We start from the raw sequence: 20,476 nt of genomic DNA, 5'->3' as shown, positions 1-20,476 counted from the left end.
CGGGCTGGACCGCGGTGCCGGCGCCCTCCGAGGAGGAGTCGCCGATCACGGAGATCGCGTTGCCGCCGACCGTGATCGGGAGCGAGACGCCGGGCACGATCTGGGTGCCGCCGAGGATGGAGTCCTCACCGTTGGTGCCGGCGTCCGAGCCGGATCCGGTGCCCGTGCCGGGCTGGACCGCGGTGCCGGCGCCCTCCGAGGAGGAGTCGCCGATCACGGAGATGGCGTTGCCGCCGACGGTGACCGGCGCGGTGACGCCGGGCACGATCTGGGTGCCGCCGAGGGTTGAGTCCTCACCGTTGGTGCCGGCGTCCGAGCCGTTGCCGGTGCCCGTGCCGGTGGTGGTGCCGGTCTCGGCGCCCTCCGACGACGAGTCGCCGATCACGGAGATCGCGTTGCCGCCGACCGTGACGGGTGCCGCGACGTCGACGACGCCCTGCGTGCCGCCGAGGACCGAGTCCTCACCGCTGGTGGTGGCATCCGTGCCGCCCGAACCGCCGCTCGACGAGGTCTCGGTGTTCGCGCCGCTCGACGAGGAGTCGCCCGCGACCGAGACGGCGTTGCCGCTCACGGTCACCGGCACGGCCACCTCGACGATCGCCTGGCTGCCGGACCCGACCCCGTCCTCACCCGAGGTCACGGCCACGGGCTGGGAACCGCCGGAACCGGCGTCACCCGTCGACGCGCCCGTCGAGGCGTCCGACGACGTCGAGTCGCCGGCCACCGAGATCGCGTTGCCGCCGATGGTGACGGGCAGCTCGACGGCGATCCCGGCCTGCGTGCCGGAGGCGATGCCGTCCTCGCCGGTCGTCTCCGAGGCGTGGGCCACGCCCGCTCCGAGGAGCATGAGCCCCCCGGTGAAGAGGGTCGCGTACAGCGCCCTCGAAACGTATCGCTTCATGATTCCTACTCCTGAACTTGGTTGGGTGTGCGCGCTGCCGGATGGCAGCGGCGACCGTCTTCCGCCGGCGGAGCGGCGGAACGGCACCCGTCAGTCAGGGGTGGTGTCGGTGTCGTAGACCGGCGACGACGGCAGTGCGTCGTCGACCGCGTGGAGCACCAGGGACGCCACGGCGTCGAGATCGTGGGCGGCCGAGGCCGCGTCGGAGCCGGCGATGCCGCCGGATCCCGCCGAACCGGAGGTCGAACCGCCCGCGGGCGTGCCGGCGCCCAACGGCGCGTCGGCGGCGCCCCCGGCGAGACCGGGGGCCGGCGCGAGCGCGCCGAGCGGCGGTGCGGTGCCCGGCGGACCGGAGTCGGAGGTCGGGGCCGCCGCGGGAGTCGCCGAGTCGTCGCCCGGCGGTGCGCCGGACTGCACGCCGACGCTCGACTCCGCCACGACGAGTACCGGACCGCCGGTCCCCACCGGGAGCGGTACGACGATGTCCGTCGACCCGGGCGCGATGCCGAGGTCGGGAAGCGAGGGGAGCACGCCGCCATCGGGCAGCGGGCCGAAGCGACCCACGACGGTCCCGAGCGCGTCGTCGACTCCGCCCGCGACCGGGCCCAGGAGCTCGTCGAGAGGGGCGTCGCCGAGCACCGGCCCGACGATCGGCACCAGCCCGACCGTGGCGTCCAACGTGTCGACGAGCGAGCCGACCGGGCTCGAGCCCGCGACGTCGCCCACGGTTCCGGCGACCTCGGCGACCGTCTCGGATGCCACGGCATCCACGTCGTCGACCGCGCCGGATGCGGCATCCGTCACCGTGTCGACGACGACCGGAACCGCCTCGACCACCGGTTGCGCGGGCGCCGGAGCGACCGGCTGGACGACCTCCACGGCCGTGGTGACGGGCGCGGTGACCGAGGTGACGGCGGGGTCGACCACCTCGTCGACCACCGTGTCGACGGTGCCGCCGACGGTGCCGACCACGGAGCCGACGGTTCCGAGGAGGCCCTTGGGGTCCTCTTCGGCCGATGCGCTCGACGGGCCGGCGGCGAGGCTCACGACGACCCACGCGGCCGCGAGCCCCGAGCCGAGCAGCGCGGCGCGCAGCAGCGGCATGCGGTTCACCGCGATCGCCGTTCGCATGCGCCACCCCCTGGTCATACGTGATTCGGAGGTTACCGTCCATTCGGATGGGATTCCACCCCCTCAGGGATCGAATCCCACTTTCGGAGGACTTCGGGGCGCTTCCTCGCTGCGAGAATCGACACCATGTCCCTGCTCGCGAAGCTCAGCATGCGAAACCGCGCCCTCATCGCGCTCGTCACGATCGTGGTCGCGATCTTCGGGGGCATCGCGCTCACGAATCTGAAGCAGGAACTGGCGCCCTCGATCCAGCTGCCGCAGCTGAGCATCGTCACCGCCTACCCCGGGGCGTCGCCGGATGTCGTGAACGCCGACGTCTCCACGCCGATCGAGACGGCGATCCAGGGCATCAGCGGCCTCGACTCCACGTCGACGACGAGTTCGACGGGCGTCTCGCGGGTGGTCGCGAGCTTCACCTTCGGAACCGATCTCGCCTTCGCCGAGCAGAAGCTGCTCTCGGCGGTGAACCGGATCGCGCCCCAACTGCCCGACGACGTCGATCCGCAGGTCATCGCGTTCAGCTTCGACGACCTGCCCGTCACCGCCGTGGCCGTCACCGGGGCCGACGACCCGTCGACGCTCTCCGACGAGATCACCCGCACGACGCTGCCCGAGCTCCGCGACATCGACGGCGTGCGCGACGCGACCCTCGTCGGGGACCAGGGACGACGGGTCGTCATCACGCCGGACCCGGCGGCGCTCGCGCAGTACGGGCTCACCACGCAGGCCATCCGCGACGCGCTCGCCCAGAGCGGCGTCCTCCTGCCCGCCGGCCAGATCACCGAGGGCGACTCGACGTTCGCGGTGCAGGCGGGCACGCGGCTCGGCAGCGTCGAGGAGGTCGCCGCGCTTCCGCTGCTCGGCGCGACCGAGCAGCAGCCGGCGCCGGAGTTCCCCGAGGCCGAAGGCGACGGCGCCTTCCCGGGCGTGGAGGGCGTCCCCGGCGTCGACGCCGGCACGGACACGGTCGCCGTGCCCGTCGCCCTGACCATCGGCGACGTGGCCTCCGTCGAGCTCACGGCCAACCCGCAGGCGAGCATCTCGCGCGTGAACGGCGAGCCCGCGCTCGCCATCTCGATCACCAAGCTGCCCTCGGCCAACACGGTCGAGGTCTCGAACGCGATCGCGGCGGCGCTGCCCGACCTGCAGGCCGCGCTCGACACCACCAATCCCGGCGCCGAGTTCACGGTCGTGTTCGACCAGGCGCCGTACATCGAACGCTCCATCGAGACGCTCGCGGTCGAGGGCACCCTCGGCCTCGTGTTCGCGGTCCTCGTGATCCTCGTGTTCCTGCTGTCGGTGCGGGCGACGCTCGTCACCGCCATCTCGATCCCGACGTCGGTGCTCATCACGTTCATCGGCCTCCAGGCGGCCGACTACACGCTGAACATCCTCACGCTCGGCGCGCTGACCATCTCGATCGGACGCGTCGTCGACGACTCGATCGTCGTCATCGAGAACATCAAGCGGCACTACGTCGCGGGCGTCGACAAGGCGTCGACGATCATCCACGCCGTCCGCGAGGTCGCGGGCGCCATCACGGCCTCCACGATCACGACCGTCGCGGTGTTCCTGCCGATCGCGCTCGTCGAGGGGGTCACGGGCGAGCTGTTCCGTCCGTTCTCGCTGACGGTCACCATCGCGCTGCTCGCGTCGCTGCTCGTGTCGCTCACGATCGTGCCGGTGCTCGCGTACTGGTTCCTCAAGCCGGCCAAGCCCGCGAAGGGCCAGACCGAAGCGGATGCCGCGGCCGCGGCCGCGTTCGTCGACGACGTGTGGCTCGCGCCCGAGCTCCGCGACGCCGACGGCGGCACCGGGCTGCGGCCGAAGGCCGGCGCGGCGGCGGCCGGCCCCGCGGCATCCGCTGCACCCGCGCGCGCCGGCGCGGTCGACGAGCTGGAGCACCCGTCGCGACTGCAGAAGGGCTACCTGCCGGTGCTCGGGTGGACGTTGCGGCACTCGGCCATCACGATCATCGCCGCGGTGTTCGTGCTCGCCGGGACCGTCGCGCTCGCGCCGTTCATGAAGACGAACTTCCTCGGCGACAGCGGCCAGAACACCTTCCGGGTGACCCAGGAGCTGCCGGTGGGCTCGAGCCTGGAGTTCCTCGCCAGCGCGTCCGAGCCGGTCGAGGAGGCCATCCGCGGCGTCGAGGGCGTCGAGACCGTGCAGACCTCGATCGGCACGTCGACCGGCGGCGGCGCGCTCGCCGCGTTCGGCGGCAGCGGCAACACCATCGCCTACAACGTCACCACCGACGAGGGTGCCGACCAGGCCGCCCTGCAGGCCGAGGTGCGCGCCGAACTCGAGGAGCTCGACGACGTGGGCGAGATCACCCTCGCCGTGCAGAGCGGGTTCGGCGCCTCGAGCGACATCGAGGTCGACATCACCGCGTCGAACCAGGAGGACCTGCGGGACGCGACCCAGGCCGTGGTCGACGAGCTCGCGGGCCTCGATTCGCTCACCCAGGTCACCTCGAACCTCGAGGCGTCGCAGCCGTACATCGCGGTCTCGGTCGACCGCGCGGCGGCGGCCGAGGCGGGCTACTCGGAGGCGGCGCTCAGCGGCATCGTCTCGGCGTCGATGCAGCCGCAGGCGGCGGGGTCGATCGTGATCGAGGAGCAGACCCTCACCATCTACCTCGCGGCGGAGGAACCGCCGACGACGGTCGAGGCGCTCTCGGCCCTGCCGGTGCCGACGCCGACCGGCACGGTCCGGCTCGACTCGCTCGCGACCGTGGAGCAGGCCGAGGGTCCGGCCTCCGTGACGACCGTGAAGGGGCTGCGCAGCGCGACCGTCGCGGCCACGCCCGACGGCGACGACCTCGGCACCGCGAGCGCCGAGGTGCAGGCCGCGGTCGACGCGGTCGACCTGCCCGACGGCACCTCGGCGTCCATCGGCGGCGTCACGGCCGACCAGCAGGAGTCGTTCTCCCAGCTCGGGCTCGCCCTCCTCGCCGCGATCCTCATCGTCTACATCGTCATGGTGGCCACGTTCCGGTCGCTGTTGCAGCCGCTGCTGCTGCTCGTCTCGGTGCCGTTCGCGGCGACGGGCGCGATCCTGCTGCAGGTGGTGACGGGGATCCCGCTCGGCGTCGCGTCACTGGTCGGCGTGCTCATGCTCATCGGCATCGTGGTGACGAACGCGATCGTGCTCATCGACCTCGTGAACCAGTACCGCGACCGCGGCATGACCGTCCGTGACGCGCTGCTCCACGGCGCCTCGCGGCGACTGCGGCCGATCCTCATGACGGCACTCGCGACGATCTTCGCGCTCATGCCGCTCGCGCTCGGGATCACGGGCAGCGGCGGGTTCATCTCGCAGCCGCTCGCGCTCGTCGTAATCGGCGGACTGCTGTCGTCGACCGTGCTCACGCTGCTCGTGCTGCCCGCGTTGTACGACCTCGTCGAGGGGTCCCGCGAGCGACGGCGCGCGAGGCGCGCCGCGCGACAGGCCGAGGCGACGGATGCCGCGGCATCCGTCGACGTGCGCCAGTAGCCCTGAGGTCTGTCGGGCCAGCGAGGGTCGCGAAGGAGTACCCTGAGGGGTATCGGACGCGACCTCGGAGGTTCCCCATGCGCCAGTCCACCCGGTACCCGGTCCGCGCCGCTGGCGCGCGCCGCCTCCTCGCCGGCGCCACGGCGGCCGCCCTCGCCGTCGGCCTCAGCGGCTGCGTCATCGTCACGAACGACGGCGACCGCGATCGGGACCGCGACGGCATGGGCGGCATGCCCGGCAGCTCGCAATCGGGCGACGACTTCTCGCGCGGCGACGTCATGTTCGCGCAGATGATGATCCCGCACCACGAACAGGCGGTCGAGATGAGCGACCTGATCCTGGCCAAGGACGGCGTCGACCCGGCGGTGGTGGAACTCGCGGAGCAGATCAAGGCCGCCCAGGGGCCGGAGATCGAGCAGATGGAGGCCTGGCTCGAGGAGTGGGGCATGCCGAGCATGATGGACGGCGGCCATGGCGCGCACGGCGGCATGGACGGCATGCTCACGGAGCAGGAGATGGACGAGATCGAGGCGGCCGACGGCGCCGACGGCGAGCGGTTGTTCCTCGAGGGCATGATCGAGCATCACGAGGGCGCCATCGACATGGCGGAGCAGCACCAGCAGACCGGGGAGAACGCGGAGGCGCTCGAGCTCTCGGCGTCGATCATCGAATCGCAGACCGCCGAGATCGAGCAGATGCGGGAGCTGCTCGGCGACTGACGTCGCCCGACCGCGGCGCCGGGTCTCCGCGGGTTCACCGAACCTTCACCGGACGGTCGTGTCGCGCCCACCGCACGGGCCGGGCGGAGTCCGTACGTTCGATGCATGTCGACCGAGGTGCCGCTCCACGAACGCGTGCACGATGCGCTCCGCGAGCGCATCGGGCGCGGCACCTGGACGGCCGGGATGCGGCTGCCGAGCGAGGCGGCGCTGTGCCGCGAGTTCGGCACGTCGCGCGGGCCCGTCCGCCGGGCGCTGCTCGCGCTCCGCGAGGAGGGCTACATCGTCGGCGGTCGCGGCCGCGCGCCGGTCGTCGCCCGCGTGGTGCCCTCGCAGCCGTTCTCGACGTTCTCGTCCTTCACCGAGTGGGCGCGATCGATCGGCCGGACGCCGGGCCAGCGCACCATCGAGGCCGCGCGCAGGCCGGCGCCCTCGGCGGTGGCCGGGGTGCTCGGGCTCGACGAGGGCGCGTCGGTGGTGCAGGTGGTGCGCGTGCGGCTGCTCGACGACGTGCCCACCATGGTCGAGCGCACGTCGTTCGCCCCCGACATCGGCGCCCTGCTCGCCGACATGGACGCCGACCGGGGTTCGCTGCACGCGCACCTCGTCGCGAAGGGCGTCGACCTCCGGCGGGCGCGGCACACGATCGACGCGGTCGCCGCCAACCCGCTCGACGCGGAGGCGCTCGAGGTGTGCGCGGGCAGTCCGCTGCTGCGCGAACGCCGCATCACCTTCGACACGGCACGGCGGCCGCTGTCGTACGCGGACGACCGGTACCGTCCCGAGCTGGCGACCTTCACGATCGAGAACGAGGTCGACCGGCGCACGCCGCTGCGTCGATCGCATCCGGTCGAGGGGAGGCGCCGGTGATCACGCTCGCCGTGCTCGGCTTCGAGGGTGCCGCCATCCGGCGCCGGTCGACGGATGCCGCGGGCTTCCCGAACGCCCCCGAGCCGATCCGCGGGGTGGAGGCGACGGTCTTCGAACTCCGACGGCGCGGTGTACGGGTCGCGCTCGTGTGCGAGGCGACTCGTTCGGTGGCCGAGGCGACCCTGGCTGCGCTGGGCTGGCGGGTCGGAGCGGCGTCCGACGGGCTCGGCGTCGTCGACGCCCTGGTCTGCGCGGACGAGGTGGCCGTGGCGCCGCCGGCACCCTACGCCGTGCACCACGCCATGGAGCTCACCGGCACGTCCGACGTACGGCAGGTGCTCGTCGCCGGCGACGGCCTGCCCGTGCTCGAGGCGGGCCGGGCCGCGGGTGCGGGCTGGGTGGTCGGCGTGCTCACGGGGGCGGCCCGCCGGGACGAGCTCGAGGCGGCGCCGCACGACGCGGTGCTCTCGTCGGTGAACGACCTCCTCGCCCTCGCGGTTCCGGCGGCTCCGGCCCGCTGACGAGTCAGCCGCGCGGGAGGTCGGCCCCGCGTGCCGCTTCGGCGTCGTCGAACTCGCGTCGCAGGTACTTCGGCGCCTGCACGCGCCAGGCCTCGGTGACGAGCTCGCCGAGGTGGTCGGCATCGATCCGCGCCATCCGGAACGCCACCTTGGGCTCGCCCCACGCGGTCGTGGTGCGCAGGAACACCTCGGGCGCCATCTCGACGAGGGCCCGCGCATCGACCGGGTCGCCCACCTTGACGCCGACGACGAGCTCGGACGCGATGATCTCGCGCATGTCGTCGGGGATGCTCGGCCACGGGTGGCATTCCCACGCGAAGAGACGACCCCGCACGAACCAGGCGGCGCCGCCCGTCGTCGCCCGCTCCTCGCTGCCGGGCAGGGCGCGGGCGATGCGGCGGACGTCGTCGAGGGTGGCCACGCCGTCGAGCCTATGGCGCACCCCCGACGACGTGAGGCGGCGGTGCTAGGCGCGCTCGAGCACCGCCCGAGCCGACGCCTCGGGGCGCAGGTCGAGCCGGCGCAGCAGCTGCGCGTTCGCGGCGACGATGATCGTCGACAGCGACATGAGGATCGCTCCCACCGACATCGGGAGCACGAACCCGATGGGGGCGAGCACGCCCGCCGCGAGGGGGACCGACACGAGGTTGTACCCGGCCGCCCACCACAGGTTCTGCTGCATCTTGCGGTACGACGCGCGCGAGAGCTCGATCACCGACAGCACCGAACGCGGGTCGCTCGAGGCGAGGATGACGCCCGCCGAGGCGATCGCGACATCCGTACCCGCGCCGATAGCGATGCCGACATCGGCCTGCGCGAGGGCGGGGGCGTCGTTGACGCCGTCGCCGACCATCGCGACCGACAGGCCCTCGCGCTGCAGCTCCAGCACCTTCGCGGCCTTGTCCTCGGGGCGGACGCCCGCGAACACCCGGTCGATGCCGAGGTCGGCGGCGACCGTGCGCGCGACCGGCTCGGCGTCGCCCGTGATCATCACGACCTGGATGCCCAGCGCGTGCAGCGCGTCGACGGCCTCGCGCGACTCGGGACGCACCTCGTCGGCCAGGGCGAGAGCGCCCGCCACCTCGCCGTCGACGACCACGTGCAGGACGGTCGACCCGCGCTCGGCCCAGTCGGCCGACTGGGGGAGCGCCTGCAGGCCCTCGCGGGCGAGCAGCCCGGGACCGCCCACGTGCACCTCCCGGCCGTCGACGCGCGCGGTCACGCCCACGGCGGCCGACGCCGCGAAGCCGGATGCCGCGCGAAGACGCAGTCCACGGTGCTCGGCGTCGGCCACGACGGCCTTCGCGAGCGGGTGCTCCGAGTCGTGCTCGGCGGAGGCGGCGAGCGCGAGCACCTCGTCGAGGTGGTGGCCGGGGGCGGCCGCGGCATCCGTCACCGCGGGCTCGCCGCGGGTCAGCGTGCCGGTCTTGTCGAACAGCACGGCGTCGACGGTGCGCATCGTCTCGAGCGCGAGTCGGTCGGTCACGAGGACCCCGCCGCGGGCCGCGCGCTCGGTCGCGATCTGCACGACGAGCGGGATGGCGAGGCCCAACGCGTGGGGGCACGCGATCACGAGCACGGTCACGGTGTGGATGACGCCCTCGTCGGGCAGGCCGACGACGGCCCACGCCACCGCCGTGATCGCCGCCGCGACGAGCGCGAACCAGAACAGCCATCCCGCCGCGCGGTCGGCGAGGCGCTGGGCGCGCGAGCTCGAGGCCTGCGCCTCGGCGACGAGCCGCTGGATGCCGGCGAGGGCCGTGTCGTCGCCGACGGCCGCGACCCGCACGCGGATGGCGGTGTCGGTCGCGACCGTACCGGCCACGACGCGCTCTCCGGGACCCCGACTCACGGTGCGCGACTCGCCGGTGATCATCGACTCGTCCATCGCCGCCGTGCCGTCGATGATGTCGCCGTCGGCGGGGACGCGGCCACCGGGCCGGACGATGACCACGTCGCCGAGCCGGAGCTCGGCGGGGGAGACGGTCTCGATGCCGGCATCGGTGACGCGCTCGGCCTCGTCGGGCAGGAGGGCCGCGAGCGCGTCGAGCGCCGAGGAGGTGGCGGCGAGCGACCGCATCTCGATCCAGTGGCCGAGCAGCATGATCACGATGAGCAGTGCCAGCTCCCACCAGAAGTCGAGGTGGTGGGGGAAGAACCCGAGGCTCGCGCCGAGGGAGGCGACGTAGGCGACCGTGATGGCCAGGCCGATGAGGAGCATCATGCCGGGCTTGCGGGCCTTCAGCTCCGACCATGCTCCCGTGAGGAACGGCGAGCCGCCCCAGAAGTACAGGACCGTTCCGAGCACCGGGGGGATCCACATGACGATGGGGGTGTCGGGCAGCTCGTAGCCGAGGAGGTCCGCGAACATGCCCGAGAAGCCGATGGTGGGGACGGCGATGACGAGCATGATCCAGAACAGTCGGCGGAACTGGCCGACGTGGTCGCCGTGCCCTGCGTGCCCGGCATGCGAGCCGTGACCGGCGTGCGGATCGTGGTCCCCGTGCGGATCGTGGCCGGCGTGCGAATCGTGACCGGAGTGGCTCTCGTGGTCGTCGCGCAGTGCGGCGGCGTCGACGCCGCCGTGGCGATCGTGTGCGGGGGTCTCGGGGTGCGTATCCATGATGGCCTTCCCTGCTCTGCGAGGAACTATACCCCTAGGGGGTATGATCCACAACGTTTCCGCCGCGCGGGCATTCCCGACCGTCCGGGATCGCGGACATCGGCCCCCCGCGCGGCGGACGACGCGGGCTCCCGCGTTGCTACCGTCGAGGCCATGACCGAGACGGCGCTGTCGCACGATCCGCTCTGGCCGCGCGCGGACGACTGGCCCGACTTCGACGCGATGGCCGCAGGCGAGCACGCCGACCTCGCGCTGCTCGGCGTCCCCGCCTTCCGGACCTCGCTCTCGCCGACGGCCGCGCATGCCACCCCCGCCGCGATCCGTGCGGCGCTGCATCGCTACAGTCCGGCCCTCGCGCCCGACCGATCGCGCGACCTCGGCTCCGACCGCCCCGCCGGCAGCGTCGACCTGGGCCAGCTGCGCCTCGTCGACGCCGGTGACGTGACCGATCCCGACGGCGAGGCCGGCGAGGACGTCACCCGCGCCCGCGTGGCCCGGGTGCTCGGCCGGTCCGACGCGCTCATGGCGCTCGGCGGCGACAACTCGGTCACGGTCGCCACCGCGCTCGGCGCCTGGGGTTCCGACCTCGCCACGGCCGGCCTTGTCACCATCGATGCCCACCACGACCTCCGGGACGGCATCTCCAACGGCTCGCCCGTGCGCCGGCTCATCGAGGCCGGCCTCGACCCGAGCCGGATCGTCCAGATCGGCATCCAGGACTTCGCGAACTCCGTCGCGTACGGGCGACGGGCCGAGGAGCTCGGCATCACGGTCGTGCACCGCGACGAACTGCACCACCGCGCGCACCCGTCGCTCGTCATGGCCGAGGCGCTCGAGATCGCCGGGGCGGGCGGCGGCCCGGTCCACCTCGACATCGACGTCGACGTCTGCGACCGCGCGGTCGCGCCGGCCTGCCCGGCGTCGGTCCCGGGCGGCCTGCAGGCGTGGGAGCTGCGGGCGCTCGTGCGCGCGGCCGCCCTCGACCGACGGGTGCGCAGCGCCGACCTCGTCGAGATCGACGCGACGACGGATGCCGCGGACGGCCGGACCGTGCGCCTGGCCGCGCTCTGCGTGCTCGAGTTCGCCGCGGGTCTCGCGGGCCGGGCGAGCGGTGGCAGACTCGGCGCATGAAGACCCTCGTGCTCGTCCGTCACGCGAAGTCCGCGTGGGCCGATCCGACGCTCGCCGACCACGACCGGCCGCTCAACGACCGCGGCCGGCGCGACGCCCCCGAGATGGGCCGACGGCTGAGGGAGCGCGGCACCAGCCCCGACGCGATCCTCTCGAGCACGGCCGTGCGGGCGCGCACCACCGCCGAGGCGCTCGCGGCCGCGCTCGCCGTCGACCCCGCCGCGGTCGTCCTCGACGAGCGGCTCTACGGCTCGTCGCCCGAGACGATCCTCGACATCGTGGCGGAACTCGACGACGGGCTCTCGACGGCGCTCGTCGTGGCGCACGACCCGGGCCTGTCCGACCTGGCGTTCCGGCTCTCGGCCGAGATCGAGCACATGCCGACGTGCGCCGTGGCGGAGTTCCGCTTCTCGGCCCGGTCGTGGGCCGAGCTCGCCGACGCCGATCCGGTCGAGATCCGCTTCGACGCCCCGCGCTGACTCAGGCGGCGGGAGGGATCGTCTCGTCGCCCATCGCAGCATCGCCCGTCGGGGCCTCGCCGGTCGCGCGGTCGCCGCGCATCGCGCGGTACCGCTCGGCGGTGAGCACCGTCACGCGGTCGCCGTCGGTCTCGCCGGCCTCCTCGAAGCCGAGTCGCAGGGCGAGTAGGTGCGAGGCTTCGTTGCCCATCGTCATGATGGCGACGACCGTCGCGGCGTGCATGCGGTCGAACGCGAGCCCGAGCATCCCCTCGGCGGCCTCGCTGGCGAACCCGCGGCCCTGCCACTCGGGGCCGACGAGCCAGCCGATCTCGAGCCGTCGCGTCTCGGGCTCGAGCGAGCGCAGGTGCAGCGACACGTCGCCCACGAGGCGCCCGTCGTGCTCGACGCCGAGCGCGAGGAAGTCGTTGAGCTGCTCGAGCCGGGTGTGGTGGGTGCGGTGCATGAGGTGCAGGTACGACTCGGCTCGCGTGCGCAGCGGCCATGAGAGATGCTCGATCACGGCCGGATCGGACTGCCACGCATACCACGTGGGCGCGTCGGCGAGCCGGTGCGGGCGCAGCAGCAGTCGCTCGGTCCGGATCACCGGAGCTCGCAGCGGATCGGCGATCCGGGGCCCGCGCATGAAGCGGGGCCGGCGGGGCAGGGCGGCCCGGACGAGGTCCCCGAAGCCGGCGTGGCGCTTCGGTGATCCGTCTTCCGTCCGGCTCATCGGCGGCCCCCTCGTGGTCGCATTGCCACTATTCTTCCGGAATCGAGCCTGTGAGAGCGCCTCAAGTCGGACGGGTTGACAAGTTCCGTTCCGGTCCGGGGTGGTCCGCGGGCTGCGAGAATCGACGCATGCCGCCACTCGATCCCACCTCGCCGCGGTACGCGCGGCAGCGCGTCCTCCCCGGGTTCGGCGCGGCCGGCCAGCAGCGCCTGGCCGAGTCGCACGTGGTCGTGCTCGGTGCCGGCGGCCTCGGCAGTGCGGTCGTGCCCATCCTCGTCGCGGCCGGCGTGGGTCGCCTCACGATCATCGACGACGACCGCGTCGACGAGACCAACCTGCACCGGCAGCTCCTGCACGAACCGGCCGACGTCGGCCGGCCCAAGGTCCACTCGGCGGCGGATGCCGCGGCGGCGCTGTCGCCCGACACGGAGGTCGTCGCCGTGCCGCACCGGTTCGACGACGAGCGCGCCGACGAACTCCTCGCCGGGGCGGACCTCGTGGTCGACGGCACCGACGACCTCGGCACCCGCTACGCCGCCGACGCCGCGGCGGCCCGCGCCGGCATCCCGTTCGTGTGGGGTTCGGCGGCGCGGTTCGGCGGGCAGGTCGGCGTGTGCTGGGACGCGCGCGGCGTGTCGTACCGCGACCTCTTCCCCGAGCCCCCGGCCGACGCCGGGCTGAGCTGCGAGGTGGACGGCATCCTCCCGTCGGTGTGCACCGTGACCGGGGGTCTCATGGCGACCGAGGCGCTCAAGGTGCTGACGGGCATCGGCGAGCCGCTCCTCGGGCGGGTCGCGGTCTACGACGCGCTCTCCGGCCGCACCCGGGAGATCGCGTATCGCCGCGATGCCGCAGTCGCCTCCCACGACGGCACCCCGGACCCCGCCCGAGCCACCGCCGGTCGTGGAGGATCGGACGCGCCTCGCCCGAGGCCTGCGACCGCCGATGTCGATGCCCGATCCCTCGCAGCGGAGCTCGCCGACGGCGCGGCGCCCGTGCTCCTCGACGTCCGCGAGCCGTGGGAGGTCGAGATCGCCGCCATCGACGGGTCGGTGCTCATCCCCCTGGGCGAGCTCGGCGATCGGCTCGGCGAGCTCGACCCCGCGGCATCCGTCGTCGTGTACTGCCACCTCGGGGTGCGATCGGAGTACGCCGCGCGCATGCTCGCGGGCGCGGGCTTCGCCGACGTGCGCAACCTCACGGGCGGCATCGACGCTTGGTCGCGCACCGTCGACGAGGGCGTGGTGCGGTACTGATGGGCGAGCGGATGCCGGTCGAGGAGCACGCCCGCTTCGTGCGGTCGCTGCTCGCGCCCCTCGGCGCGCGCCCCTCGGAGGTCGTGGCGCTCGCCGACGCGCTGGGGCGGATCACGGCCTCGCCCGTGGAGTCGCCGCTCGACCTGCCGCCGTTCCGGAACTCGCAGATGGACGGGTTCGCGGTGCGCGCGGCCGACGTGGCCGACGCGCCGGTGGTCCTCCCGATCTCCGGCGAGGTCGCCGCGGCCCCCGGCGCGCCGGCGGCGCTCGCGGCGGGCACCGCCGTGCGGATCATGACGGGCGCGCCCGTGCCCGACGGCGCCGACGCGGTCGTGCCGGTCGAGGACACCGAGCCCGACGGCGACGGCGTGCGCATCCTCCGGGCCCGCGCGGCGGGGGAGTACGTGCGCGAAGCCGGCTCCGACCTCGCGGCGGGCGACGACGTGCTGCCCGCGGGCGTGCGGCTCGCCCCGCGGCACCTCGCCGCCGCCGCGGCATCCGGTCTCACCCGCCTGCTCGTGCGCGAGCGCGTGCGCGTGGCGGTCGTGAGCACCGGCAGCGAACTCGTGGCACCCGGCGAGCCGCTCGGGCCGGGCGAGATCCCGGACGCGAACGGCGTCGCGCTCGAGGCGGCCGTCCGGGCGGCCGGCGCCGTGGTCGTCCACGCCGGGCGGGTGCGCGACGACGTCGACGGCCTGCGCGCCGAGCTCGACGCGGCCGTCGCGGCGGGCGCCGAGCTCATCCTGACCAGCGGCGGCATCTCGCAGGGCGCCTACGAGGTCGTCCGCGAGCTGCTCGAGCCGCTCGGCGCGTGGGTCGGCTCAGTGGCGATGCAACCGGGCGGACCGCAGGCGACCGCGGTGTACCGCGGGGTGCCTGTCATCGGCTTCCCCGGGAATCCCGTGAGCGCCCAGCTCTCGTTCGCGCTCTTCGTCGCACCGACGCTGCGCGCGGTGGCCGGCCTCCCGCCCCCGCGCGCCGAGCGGATGCCGCTCGCCGAGCCCGTGCGTTCGATCCCCGGCCGTCGCCAGTACCTCCGCGGTCGCCGCACGGACGACGGCCGCGCGCTGCCCGTCGGCGGGCCGGGTTCGCACCTCGTGGCGGCGCTCGCGGCCTCCGACCTGCTCATCGTCGTCCCGGAAGCGGTCGAGGCCCTCGACGCGGGCGAGCCGGTCGATACCGTGGACCTATGAGCGAGCTCACCCACCTCGACGACGACGGCCGCGCGCGCATGGTCGACGTCGGCGGCAAGCCCGTCACCCGCCGGGTCGCGATCGCCGAGGGGCGGCTCGACACGACCGCCGAGGTCGTCGGCCTCGTGCGCAGCGACGGGCTGAAGAAGGCCGACGTGCTGCCGACCGCGCGCATCGCCGGCATCCAGGGCGCCAAGCGCACGAGCGAGCTCATCCCGCTCGCGCACATCGTCCCGCTCGACGCCGTCTCCATCGACTTCGGCTTCGACGACGCGGCGATCACGATCCGCGCGACCGTCTCGACGACCGCCCGCACGGGCATCGAGATGGAGGCGCTCACGGCCGTCGCCGTCGCCGGCCTGACGCTGCACGACATGGTGAAGGCCGTCGATCCCGCGGCGAGCCTCGGCGGCATCCGCCTGGTCGAGAAGCGCGGCGGCAAGCGCGGCGTGTGGCGAGCGGATGACGCGGGCACGATTGGTGCCGACGCGGCCCATGCCGACGAGCCGACGGATGCCGCGCCCTCCCGCCGCGCCGTCGTGCTGGTCTCCTCGACCCGGGCCGCCGCCGGCACGGCCGACGACACCACCGGGCCGGTGATCGCCGCCTGGCTGGCCGAACGGGGACTCGAGCCCGGCGCCCCGCGCGTCGTCGCCGACGCCGACCTCTCCGACGCCCTCCGGCAGGCCGTCGCGGAGTCGCCCGCGGTGATCCTCACCACCGGCGGCACGGGCGTGAACCCGAGCGACCGCACCCCGGAGGCGACCCGAGCCGTGCTCGACCAGGAACTGCCCGGCGTCGCCGAGGCCATCCGCGCCGCCGGTCGCAGCGCGACCCCGACCGCGGCCCTCAGCCGCGCGCTCGCGGGCGTCGCCGGCCGCACCGTCGTCGTCAACCTGCCCGGCTCCCGCGGCGGCGTGCACGACGGGCTCGCCGTGCTCGCCGACCTGCTGCCGCACCTGCTCGACCAGGTCGCGGGCGGCGACCACGCGCCCCGGCCGCGGCATCCGCGCCACCCGGAGGACGGGCCGGGTCACGCCGCCCACGGCGTCGCCGCCGGAACCGCCTCCGGCGAGGCCGACCGGCTGGAGCACGGAGGCGCACCGCATGCCTGAGCCCGAGGTGCTCGCCCTCGTCACCGACGCACCGCTCGATCGCGCCGCGATCGAGGCGTTCGTCTGCACCCGGCAGGACGGCGCGCTCGTCACGTTCGAGGGCGTCATCCGCGACCACGACCACGGGGCGGCGGTCACCGCGCTCGACTACTCCGCGCACCCCGACGCCGAGCGATTCCTTCGCGAGACGTGCGCGGAGGTCGCCCGGGAGACGGGGCTGCGCGTGGCGGCGGCGCACCGCGTGGGTGCGCTCGGGATCGGCGACGTCGCGCTCGTGGCATCCGTCGCCGCCCCGCACCGCGCCGAGGCGTTCGCCGCGTGCGCGCTGCTCGTCGACCGCATCAAGGAGCGCACGCCCATCTGGAAGCGCCAGCACCTGGACGGCGGCGCGACGGAATGGGTCAACCTCTGACCCGCCGCGACGACCCGAAGCTGGGATGATGGGCGCATGCGCGAGTGGACGTTCCTGACCCATCACGCGCACGTGCTGATCGCGGTCGCGCTCGACCGAGACGCCACCGTGCGGTCGATCGCCGAGCAGGTCGGCATTTCCACGAGGGCCGCCGTCACGATCCTCAACGACCTGGAGGACGGCGGGTACCTCGAGCGCGAGCGGCGCGGCCGGCGGAACCACTACATCCTCTACCCGGAGCGGCCGCTGCGGCACCCGTCGAACGCGGCGCACACCGCGGGCGAGCTGATCCGGGCGCTCGCCGACCTGCCGGGGCGTCCGAGCCGGGACTGACCGGCGCGGCCGGGTCAGCCGCCCGCGAAGGGCGGCAGGACGTCGACCTGCGCGCCGACCGGCGTTGCGGGGTCGCGGCGCACGACGCCGTCGAGGAGGAACGAGCCGTTCGCGACGACGCGGGCCATCGCGGCGCCGTACCGGGCGACGAGCTCGTCGCGGAGCTCCCCGAGCGTCGCGGTCGCCGCCAGACGCTCCTCCTCCACGCCCGCGGCCTCGGCCGCCGCCGCGAAGTAGCGGACCAGCACCGTGCGCGTGCCGGTCGTGGTCGTGGTCCCGTCAGCCACCGATGCCTCCCATGCTCCGCGCCGGGCGCACGAAGTCGACGTCGTCGATGCCGTGCCCGGCCTTCTTCGCCCACATCGCCGCGCGCCACCGCTCGGCGAGTTCCGCGTCGTCGGCGCCCGCGCGCAGCATCGCCCGCAGGTCGGTCTCGTCGTCGCCGAACAGGCACGAGCGCACCGAGCCCTCCGCGGTGAGGCGCGTACGGTCGCAGGCGCCGCAGAAGGGGCGCGTCACCGACGCGATGACGCCGACGGTGGCGGGGCCGCCGTCGACGAGCCACTCCTCGGCGGGGGCGGCCGGATCCTCCCGGCCCACCGGCTCGAGTTCGAAGCGCGTGCCCAGCACGGCGAGGAGCTCCTCGGCGTCGACCATGTTCGCGCGCCGCCACGCCTCGTCGGCGTCGAGGGGCATCTGCTCGATGAACCGGAGGCGGCATCCGTGCTCGATCGCCCACGCCAGGAGGTCGGGGGCGTCGTGGAGCGTCTCGCGCATGAGCACAGCGTTGACCTTGAGCGGGCCGAGACCGGCGCGGTGCGCGCCGGCGATGCCCGCGAGCACCGCCGGGAGCCGGTCGCGCCGCGTGAGCCGGGCGAAGTGCTCACGGTCGAGCGTGTCGAGCGACACGTTCACGCGCGACAGGCCCGCATCCCGGAGGGCCTCCGCCTTGCGGTCGAGCCCGATGCCGTTCGTCGTCATCGACAGCGGCGTGCCGGGCGCCGCGAGGGCGCTGAGCCGCACGATCTCGACGAGGTCGGGACGGGTGAGCGGTTCGCCGCCCGTGAAGCGGATCTCGCGAACGCCCAGGTCGCGTACGGCGATGCCGACGAGTCGCGCGATCTCGGTCGCCGACAGCAGTTCGTCGCGCGGGATCACGGGCAGCCCCTCGGCGGGCATGCAGTACGTGCACCGCAGGGAGCAGGCCGAGGTGATCGAGATGCGCAGGTCGTGCGCGACGCGGCCGAAGCGATCGACGAGACCCGGGACATCCGGCCGCCCCTCGGTCGAGGGCGCGTCCGACGGCGCCCGACGCAGTGCGGGCATGCCGAGCGCGATGGCGGTCATCCCCCCACGATACGCAGGCGTACGTTTCCGGCCTATGACGGCGGCCGGATCCTCAGGCTTCCGGGGTGCGAGCGTCGGCGGCGTCGCCCAGCCGGTCGGCGAGCACGGCGAGGTCGTCCGGGCGTCCCGCGCCGACCGCGAGCCCGAGCAGGAACGTCGTGACGGGCGCTGCGGGCCTCGCGACGCCGTGCGCGACGCGGCGTGCCAGGTCGAGCACCGTGCCCACGGGGACGACGGCGGGGTCGATGCCGAGCAGCTCGGCGGCCTCGGCCACCCAGCCGTCGAGCGCCTCGGGTGCGAGCGGTTCGGTCATGGTGCTCCCTCCGATCCGGTGGCGCGAGCGAGGTCGCCCCACGTGTCGATGTCGTGCGTGCTGCCGCCGTCGGCGACGGTGGCGAGGTCGACGGATGCCGCGAGCCGCCGCATCGGGGCGCCGTGCAGCGCTGCGCGGTCCCCGTCGGGCGCGATCGCGTCGAGGGCGCGCTCCAGGGCCGCTCGGGCGCACCGCATCGCGAGCCACTGCGTGCGCCCGGAGGCGTCGACGAGTGCGACGCCGTCGCGGTCGGGGTACGCGCCGCGCGCGGCGGCCAGCCGGGTGAGGGCGGCTCCCACGTCGGGCATGTCGCACGCGAGGACGAGCACGTCGGCTCCGCCGGCCGGATCCAGCGCCGCGAGCCCGGCCGAGAGGGCGGCGACGGGTCCGCCGAAGGGCGGGTCCTCCTGGGCGCGCAGACAGCCGGGCGCCGCGAGCTCCGCGGGGCCGACGACGACGATGCGCTCGCAGCCCGCCGCCCGGGCGGCGTCCACGGCCGTCGTGAGCAGGCGACGGCCGTCGACCATGAGGTCCGGCTTGCTCACCCCGCCGAGCCGCGCGGCGCGACCCCCGGCGAGGATGACGGCGTCGACCGCGTTCATCGCGTGACCGCCACCTCGACGAGGTCGCCGGGCGCGACCTCGTCGACGTCCTCCGGCACGATCGCGAAGCCGTCGGCCGCGGCGAGTCCGGCAGCGAGGTGCGAGGCGGCGCCGCCCGCCGCCGCTGGGCGCACCGTGGGGCGTCCGTCGTGCCGCCCGAGGGCGACCGGCATGTACTGGCGCCGGCCGGCGGGGGAGCGCCATCCGTGCTCCACGACCGCGGGCCACGTGCGACGCCCGGTCTCGGCGCGGCCCAGGAGCCGCAGGATCGCGGGCCGCACGAACGCCTCGAACGACACGGCGACGCTCACCGGATTGCCCGGCAGGCCGAACACGGGCGTGCCGCCCGGCAGCGCGCCGAACGCCTGCGGCGCACCCGGCTGCATCGCCACCCGCGCGAAGCCGACGGTGCCGAACCCTGTGAGCACGTGCCGCACGACGTCGTGCGCGCCCACGCTGACCCCGCCCGCGAACACCACCAGATCGCACGGATGCCGCCGCTCGAGCCATCCGCGGATCGCCGCCGGGTCGTCGGGCAGCCGGAGCGACTCGCTCACCGCGCCGCCGGCCTCGGCGACGAGCGACCCGAGCAGCACCGAGTTCGAGTCGTGGATGCGGCCGAACCCCAGCGGTGCGCCGGGCGCGGCGAGCTCGGTCCCGGTCGCGATGACGGCGACGTGCGGGACGGCCGTCACGGGCAGCTCGGCGAGGCCGGCCGCGGCGGCGGCCGCGACCCGGCGCGCGTCGAGCACGACGCCCGCGCCGAGCAGCGGGTCGCCGGCGTGCAGGTCCTCGCCGCGGCGGCGGATGTGGTGCCCCGGCCGCGGGGCGGTGCGGATCGCGACCCGCTCGGTCCCGGCATCCGTTCGCTCGACGGGCACCACTGCATCGGCACCCGGCGGGATCGGCGCGCCCGTCATGATGCGCGCCGCCTGCCCGGTGTCGATCGTCGCCCCGCTCGCCGAACCGGCCGGCAGGTCGGCGACGACGTCGAGCACCACCGGGGCGTCATCGGCGGCGGCCGCGACATCCCCCTCGCGCACGGCGTAGCCGTCCATGGCCGAGTTGTCGAAGGAGGGCAGGTCGACGAGCGCGTCGACCGGGGCCGCGAGCGTGCGCCCCGCGGCATCCGCGAGCCCGACCGTCTCGACCCTGCCGAGCGGCGCGACCCCGGCGAGGACGCGCGCGAGGTGCGCGTCCACCGAGACGCGGTCGACGCCGTCGGGCGCCGGCGTGAACGTCGGCATGACCCAACGGTAGCCCTCGGGGCCGTGACATGACGCCGGAGCGGGGCTAGGGTGACCGCGACGGCGTCCGGTC

General features: G+C 74.6%; 21 protein-coding genes. 11 read left to right on the top strand and 10 right to left on the bottom strand.

The window, feature by feature from the left end; translation table 11 throughout:
* On the bottom strand, positions 1–901 hold a 901-nt coding region (locus RH861_RS12605; protein ID WP_310521263.1), incomplete at its 3' end, for a hypothetical protein.
* A 90-nt stretch (positions 902–991) separates the two neighbouring features.
* Positions 992–2,032 (bottom strand): hypothetical protein, encoded by a 1,041-nt coding sequence (locus RH861_RS12600; protein WP_310521262.1) that lies wholly within the window; start codon positions 2,030–2,032, stop codon positions 992–994.
* A 126-nt stretch (positions 2,033–2,158) separates the two neighbouring features.
* Between RH861_RS12600 and RH861_RS12595 the strand changes: the two genes are divergently transcribed.
* From RH861_RS12595 to RH861_RS12580, 4 genes are all read left to right on the top strand, one after another.
* Positions 2,159–5,530, top strand: a complete 3,372-nt coding sequence (locus RH861_RS12595; protein WP_310521261.1) for an efflux RND transporter permease subunit — start codon at positions 2,159–2,161, stop codon at positions 5,528–5,530.
* Between the two features lie 77 nt (positions 5,531–5,607).
* Complete coding sequence (locus RH861_RS12590) at positions 5,608–6,249, top strand: DUF305 domain-containing protein (protein WP_310521260.1); 642 nt, start codon at positions 5,608–5,610, stop codon at positions 6,247–6,249.
* 105 nt (positions 6,250–6,354) lie between these two features.
* The gene (locus tag RH861_RS12585; protein ID WP_067945610.1) at positions 6,355–7,119 is read left to right on the top strand and encodes a GntR family transcriptional regulator; all 765 of its coding nucleotides are present in this window, start codon (positions 6,355–6,357) and stop codon (positions 7,117–7,119) included.
* Entirely contained in the window at positions 7,116–7,640 is a 525-nt protein-coding gene (locus RH861_RS12580) for an HAD family hydrolase (RefSeq protein WP_310521259.1), read from the top strand. Before RH861_RS12585 ends, RH861_RS12580 begins: the two co-directional genes overlap by 4 nt.
* Positions 7,641–7,644: 4 nt before the next feature.
* Here the strand turns inward: RH861_RS12580 and RH861_RS12575 are convergent, their stop codons facing one another.
* Positions 7,645–8,061 carry an MmcQ/YjbR family DNA-binding protein gene (locus tag RH861_RS12575; RefSeq protein ID WP_310521258.1) on the bottom strand — a complete coding sequence of 139 codons (417 nt, stop codon included), beginning with the start codon at positions 8,059–8,061 and terminating at the stop codon, positions 7,645–7,647.
* A gap of 45 nt (positions 8,062–8,106) precedes the next feature.
* Positions 8,107–10,263, bottom strand: a complete 2,157-nt coding sequence (locus tag RH861_RS12570; protein WP_310521257.1) for a copper-translocating P-type ATPase — start codon at positions 10,261–10,263, stop codon at positions 8,107–8,109.
* Between the two features lie 153 nt (positions 10,264–10,416).
* Here RH861_RS12570 and RH861_RS12565 point away from each other — a divergent pair, with 153 nt between their 5' ends.
* Both RH861_RS12565 and RH861_RS12560 read left to right on the top strand, forming a co-directional pair.
* A complete protein-coding gene (locus RH861_RS12565; RefSeq protein WP_310521256.1) occupies positions 10,417–11,394 on the top strand; it encodes an arginase family protein in 978 nt (325 codons plus the stop codon).
* The gene (locus RH861_RS12560; RefSeq protein WP_310521255.1) at positions 11,391–11,873 is read left to right on the top strand and encodes a SixA phosphatase family protein; all 483 of its coding nucleotides are present in this window, start codon (positions 11,391–11,393) and stop codon (positions 11,871–11,873) included. Before RH861_RS12565 ends, RH861_RS12560 begins: the two co-directional genes overlap by 4 nt.
* Position 11,874: 1 nt before the next feature.
* Here RH861_RS12560 and RH861_RS12555 read toward each other — a convergent pair whose 3' ends face one another.
* A complete protein-coding gene (locus RH861_RS12555; RefSeq protein ID WP_310521254.1) occupies positions 11,875–12,585 on the bottom strand; it encodes a GNAT family N-acetyltransferase in 711 nt (236 codons plus the stop codon).
* Positions 12,586–12,713: 128 nt separating this feature from the next.
* Here RH861_RS12555 and RH861_RS12550 point away from each other — a divergent pair, with 128 nt between their 5' ends.
* From RH861_RS12550 to RH861_RS12530, 5 genes are read left to right on the top strand one after another with little or no spacing between them, the layout of a single operon-like run.
* Positions 12,714–13,841: a HesA/MoeB/ThiF family protein gene (locus RH861_RS12550; protein ID WP_310521253.1), complete on the top strand. Its 1,128-nt coding sequence runs from the start codon at positions 12,714–12,716 to the stop codon at positions 13,839–13,841.
* Complete coding sequence (locus RH861_RS12545; protein WP_310521252.1) at positions 13,841–15,034, top strand: molybdopterin molybdotransferase MoeA; 1,194 nt, start codon at positions 13,841–13,843, stop codon at positions 15,032–15,034. Before RH861_RS12550 ends, RH861_RS12545 begins: the two co-directional genes overlap by 1 nt.
* The gene (gene moaCB, locus RH861_RS12540; RefSeq protein ID WP_310521251.1) at positions 15,031–16,149 is read left to right on the top strand and encodes a bifunctional molybdenum cofactor biosynthesis protein MoaC/MoaB; all 1,119 of its coding nucleotides are present in this window, start codon (positions 15,031–15,033) and stop codon (positions 16,147–16,149) included. Before RH861_RS12545 ends, moaCB begins: the two co-directional genes overlap by 4 nt.
* The gene (locus tag RH861_RS12535; RefSeq protein WP_067949062.1) at positions 16,142–16,561 is read left to right on the top strand and encodes a molybdenum cofactor biosynthesis protein MoaE; all 420 of its coding nucleotides are present in this window, start codon (positions 16,142–16,144) and stop codon (positions 16,559–16,561) included. The genes moaCB and RH861_RS12535 overlap by 8 nt, the downstream gene beginning before the upstream one ends.
* A 36-nt stretch (positions 16,562–16,597) precedes the next feature.
* Entirely contained in the window at positions 16,598–16,894 is a 297-nt protein-coding gene (locus tag RH861_RS12530) for a helix-turn-helix transcriptional regulator (protein WP_310521250.1), read from the top strand.
* Between the two features lie 14 nt (positions 16,895–16,908).
* Here the strand turns inward: RH861_RS12530 and RH861_RS12525 are convergent, their stop codons facing one another.
* The 5 genes from RH861_RS12525 to RH861_RS12505 are packed head-to-tail and all read right to left on the bottom strand — an operon-like array spanning position 16,909 to position 20,403.
* A complete protein-coding gene (locus RH861_RS12525; protein WP_310521249.1) occupies positions 16,909–17,181 on the bottom strand; it encodes a MoaD/ThiS family protein in 273 nt (90 codons plus the stop codon).
* Positions 17,174–18,241, bottom strand: a complete 1,068-nt coding sequence (gene moaA / locus RH861_RS12520; RefSeq protein ID WP_310521248.1) for a GTP 3',8-cyclase MoaA — start codon at positions 18,239–18,241, stop codon at positions 17,174–17,176. Before moaA ends, RH861_RS12525 begins: the two co-directional genes overlap by 8 nt.
* 52 nt (positions 18,242–18,293) lie before the next feature.
* Positions 18,294–18,554 carry a DUF6457 domain-containing protein gene (locus RH861_RS12515; protein WP_310521247.1) on the bottom strand — a complete coding sequence of 87 codons (261 nt, stop codon included), beginning with the start codon at positions 18,552–18,554 and terminating at the stop codon, positions 18,294–18,296.
* Positions 18,551–19,156: a molybdenum cofactor guanylyltransferase gene (gene mobA / locus RH861_RS12510; RefSeq protein WP_310521246.1), complete on the bottom strand. Its 606-nt coding sequence runs from the start codon at positions 19,154–19,156 to the stop codon at positions 18,551–18,553. The genes RH861_RS12515 and mobA overlap by 4 nt, the downstream gene beginning before the upstream one ends.
* Positions 19,153–20,403 carry a molybdopterin molybdotransferase MoeA gene (locus RH861_RS12505; RefSeq protein ID WP_310521245.1) on the bottom strand — a complete coding sequence of 417 codons (1,251 nt, stop codon included), beginning with the start codon at positions 20,401–20,403 and terminating at the stop codon, positions 19,153–19,155. The genes mobA and RH861_RS12505 overlap by 4 nt, the downstream gene beginning before the upstream one ends.
* Between the last annotated feature and the right edge of the window lie 73 nt (positions 20,404–20,476).

It is taken from the genome of Agromyces indicus, assembly GCF_031432295.1.
GTDB classification, from domain to species: domain Bacteria; phylum Actinomycetota; class Actinomycetes; order Actinomycetales; family Microbacteriaceae; genus Agromyces; species Agromyces indicus.
The sequence above is the reverse complement of the archived record's forward strand: the minus strand, read 5'-3'. Positions and strand labels throughout refer to the sequence as shown.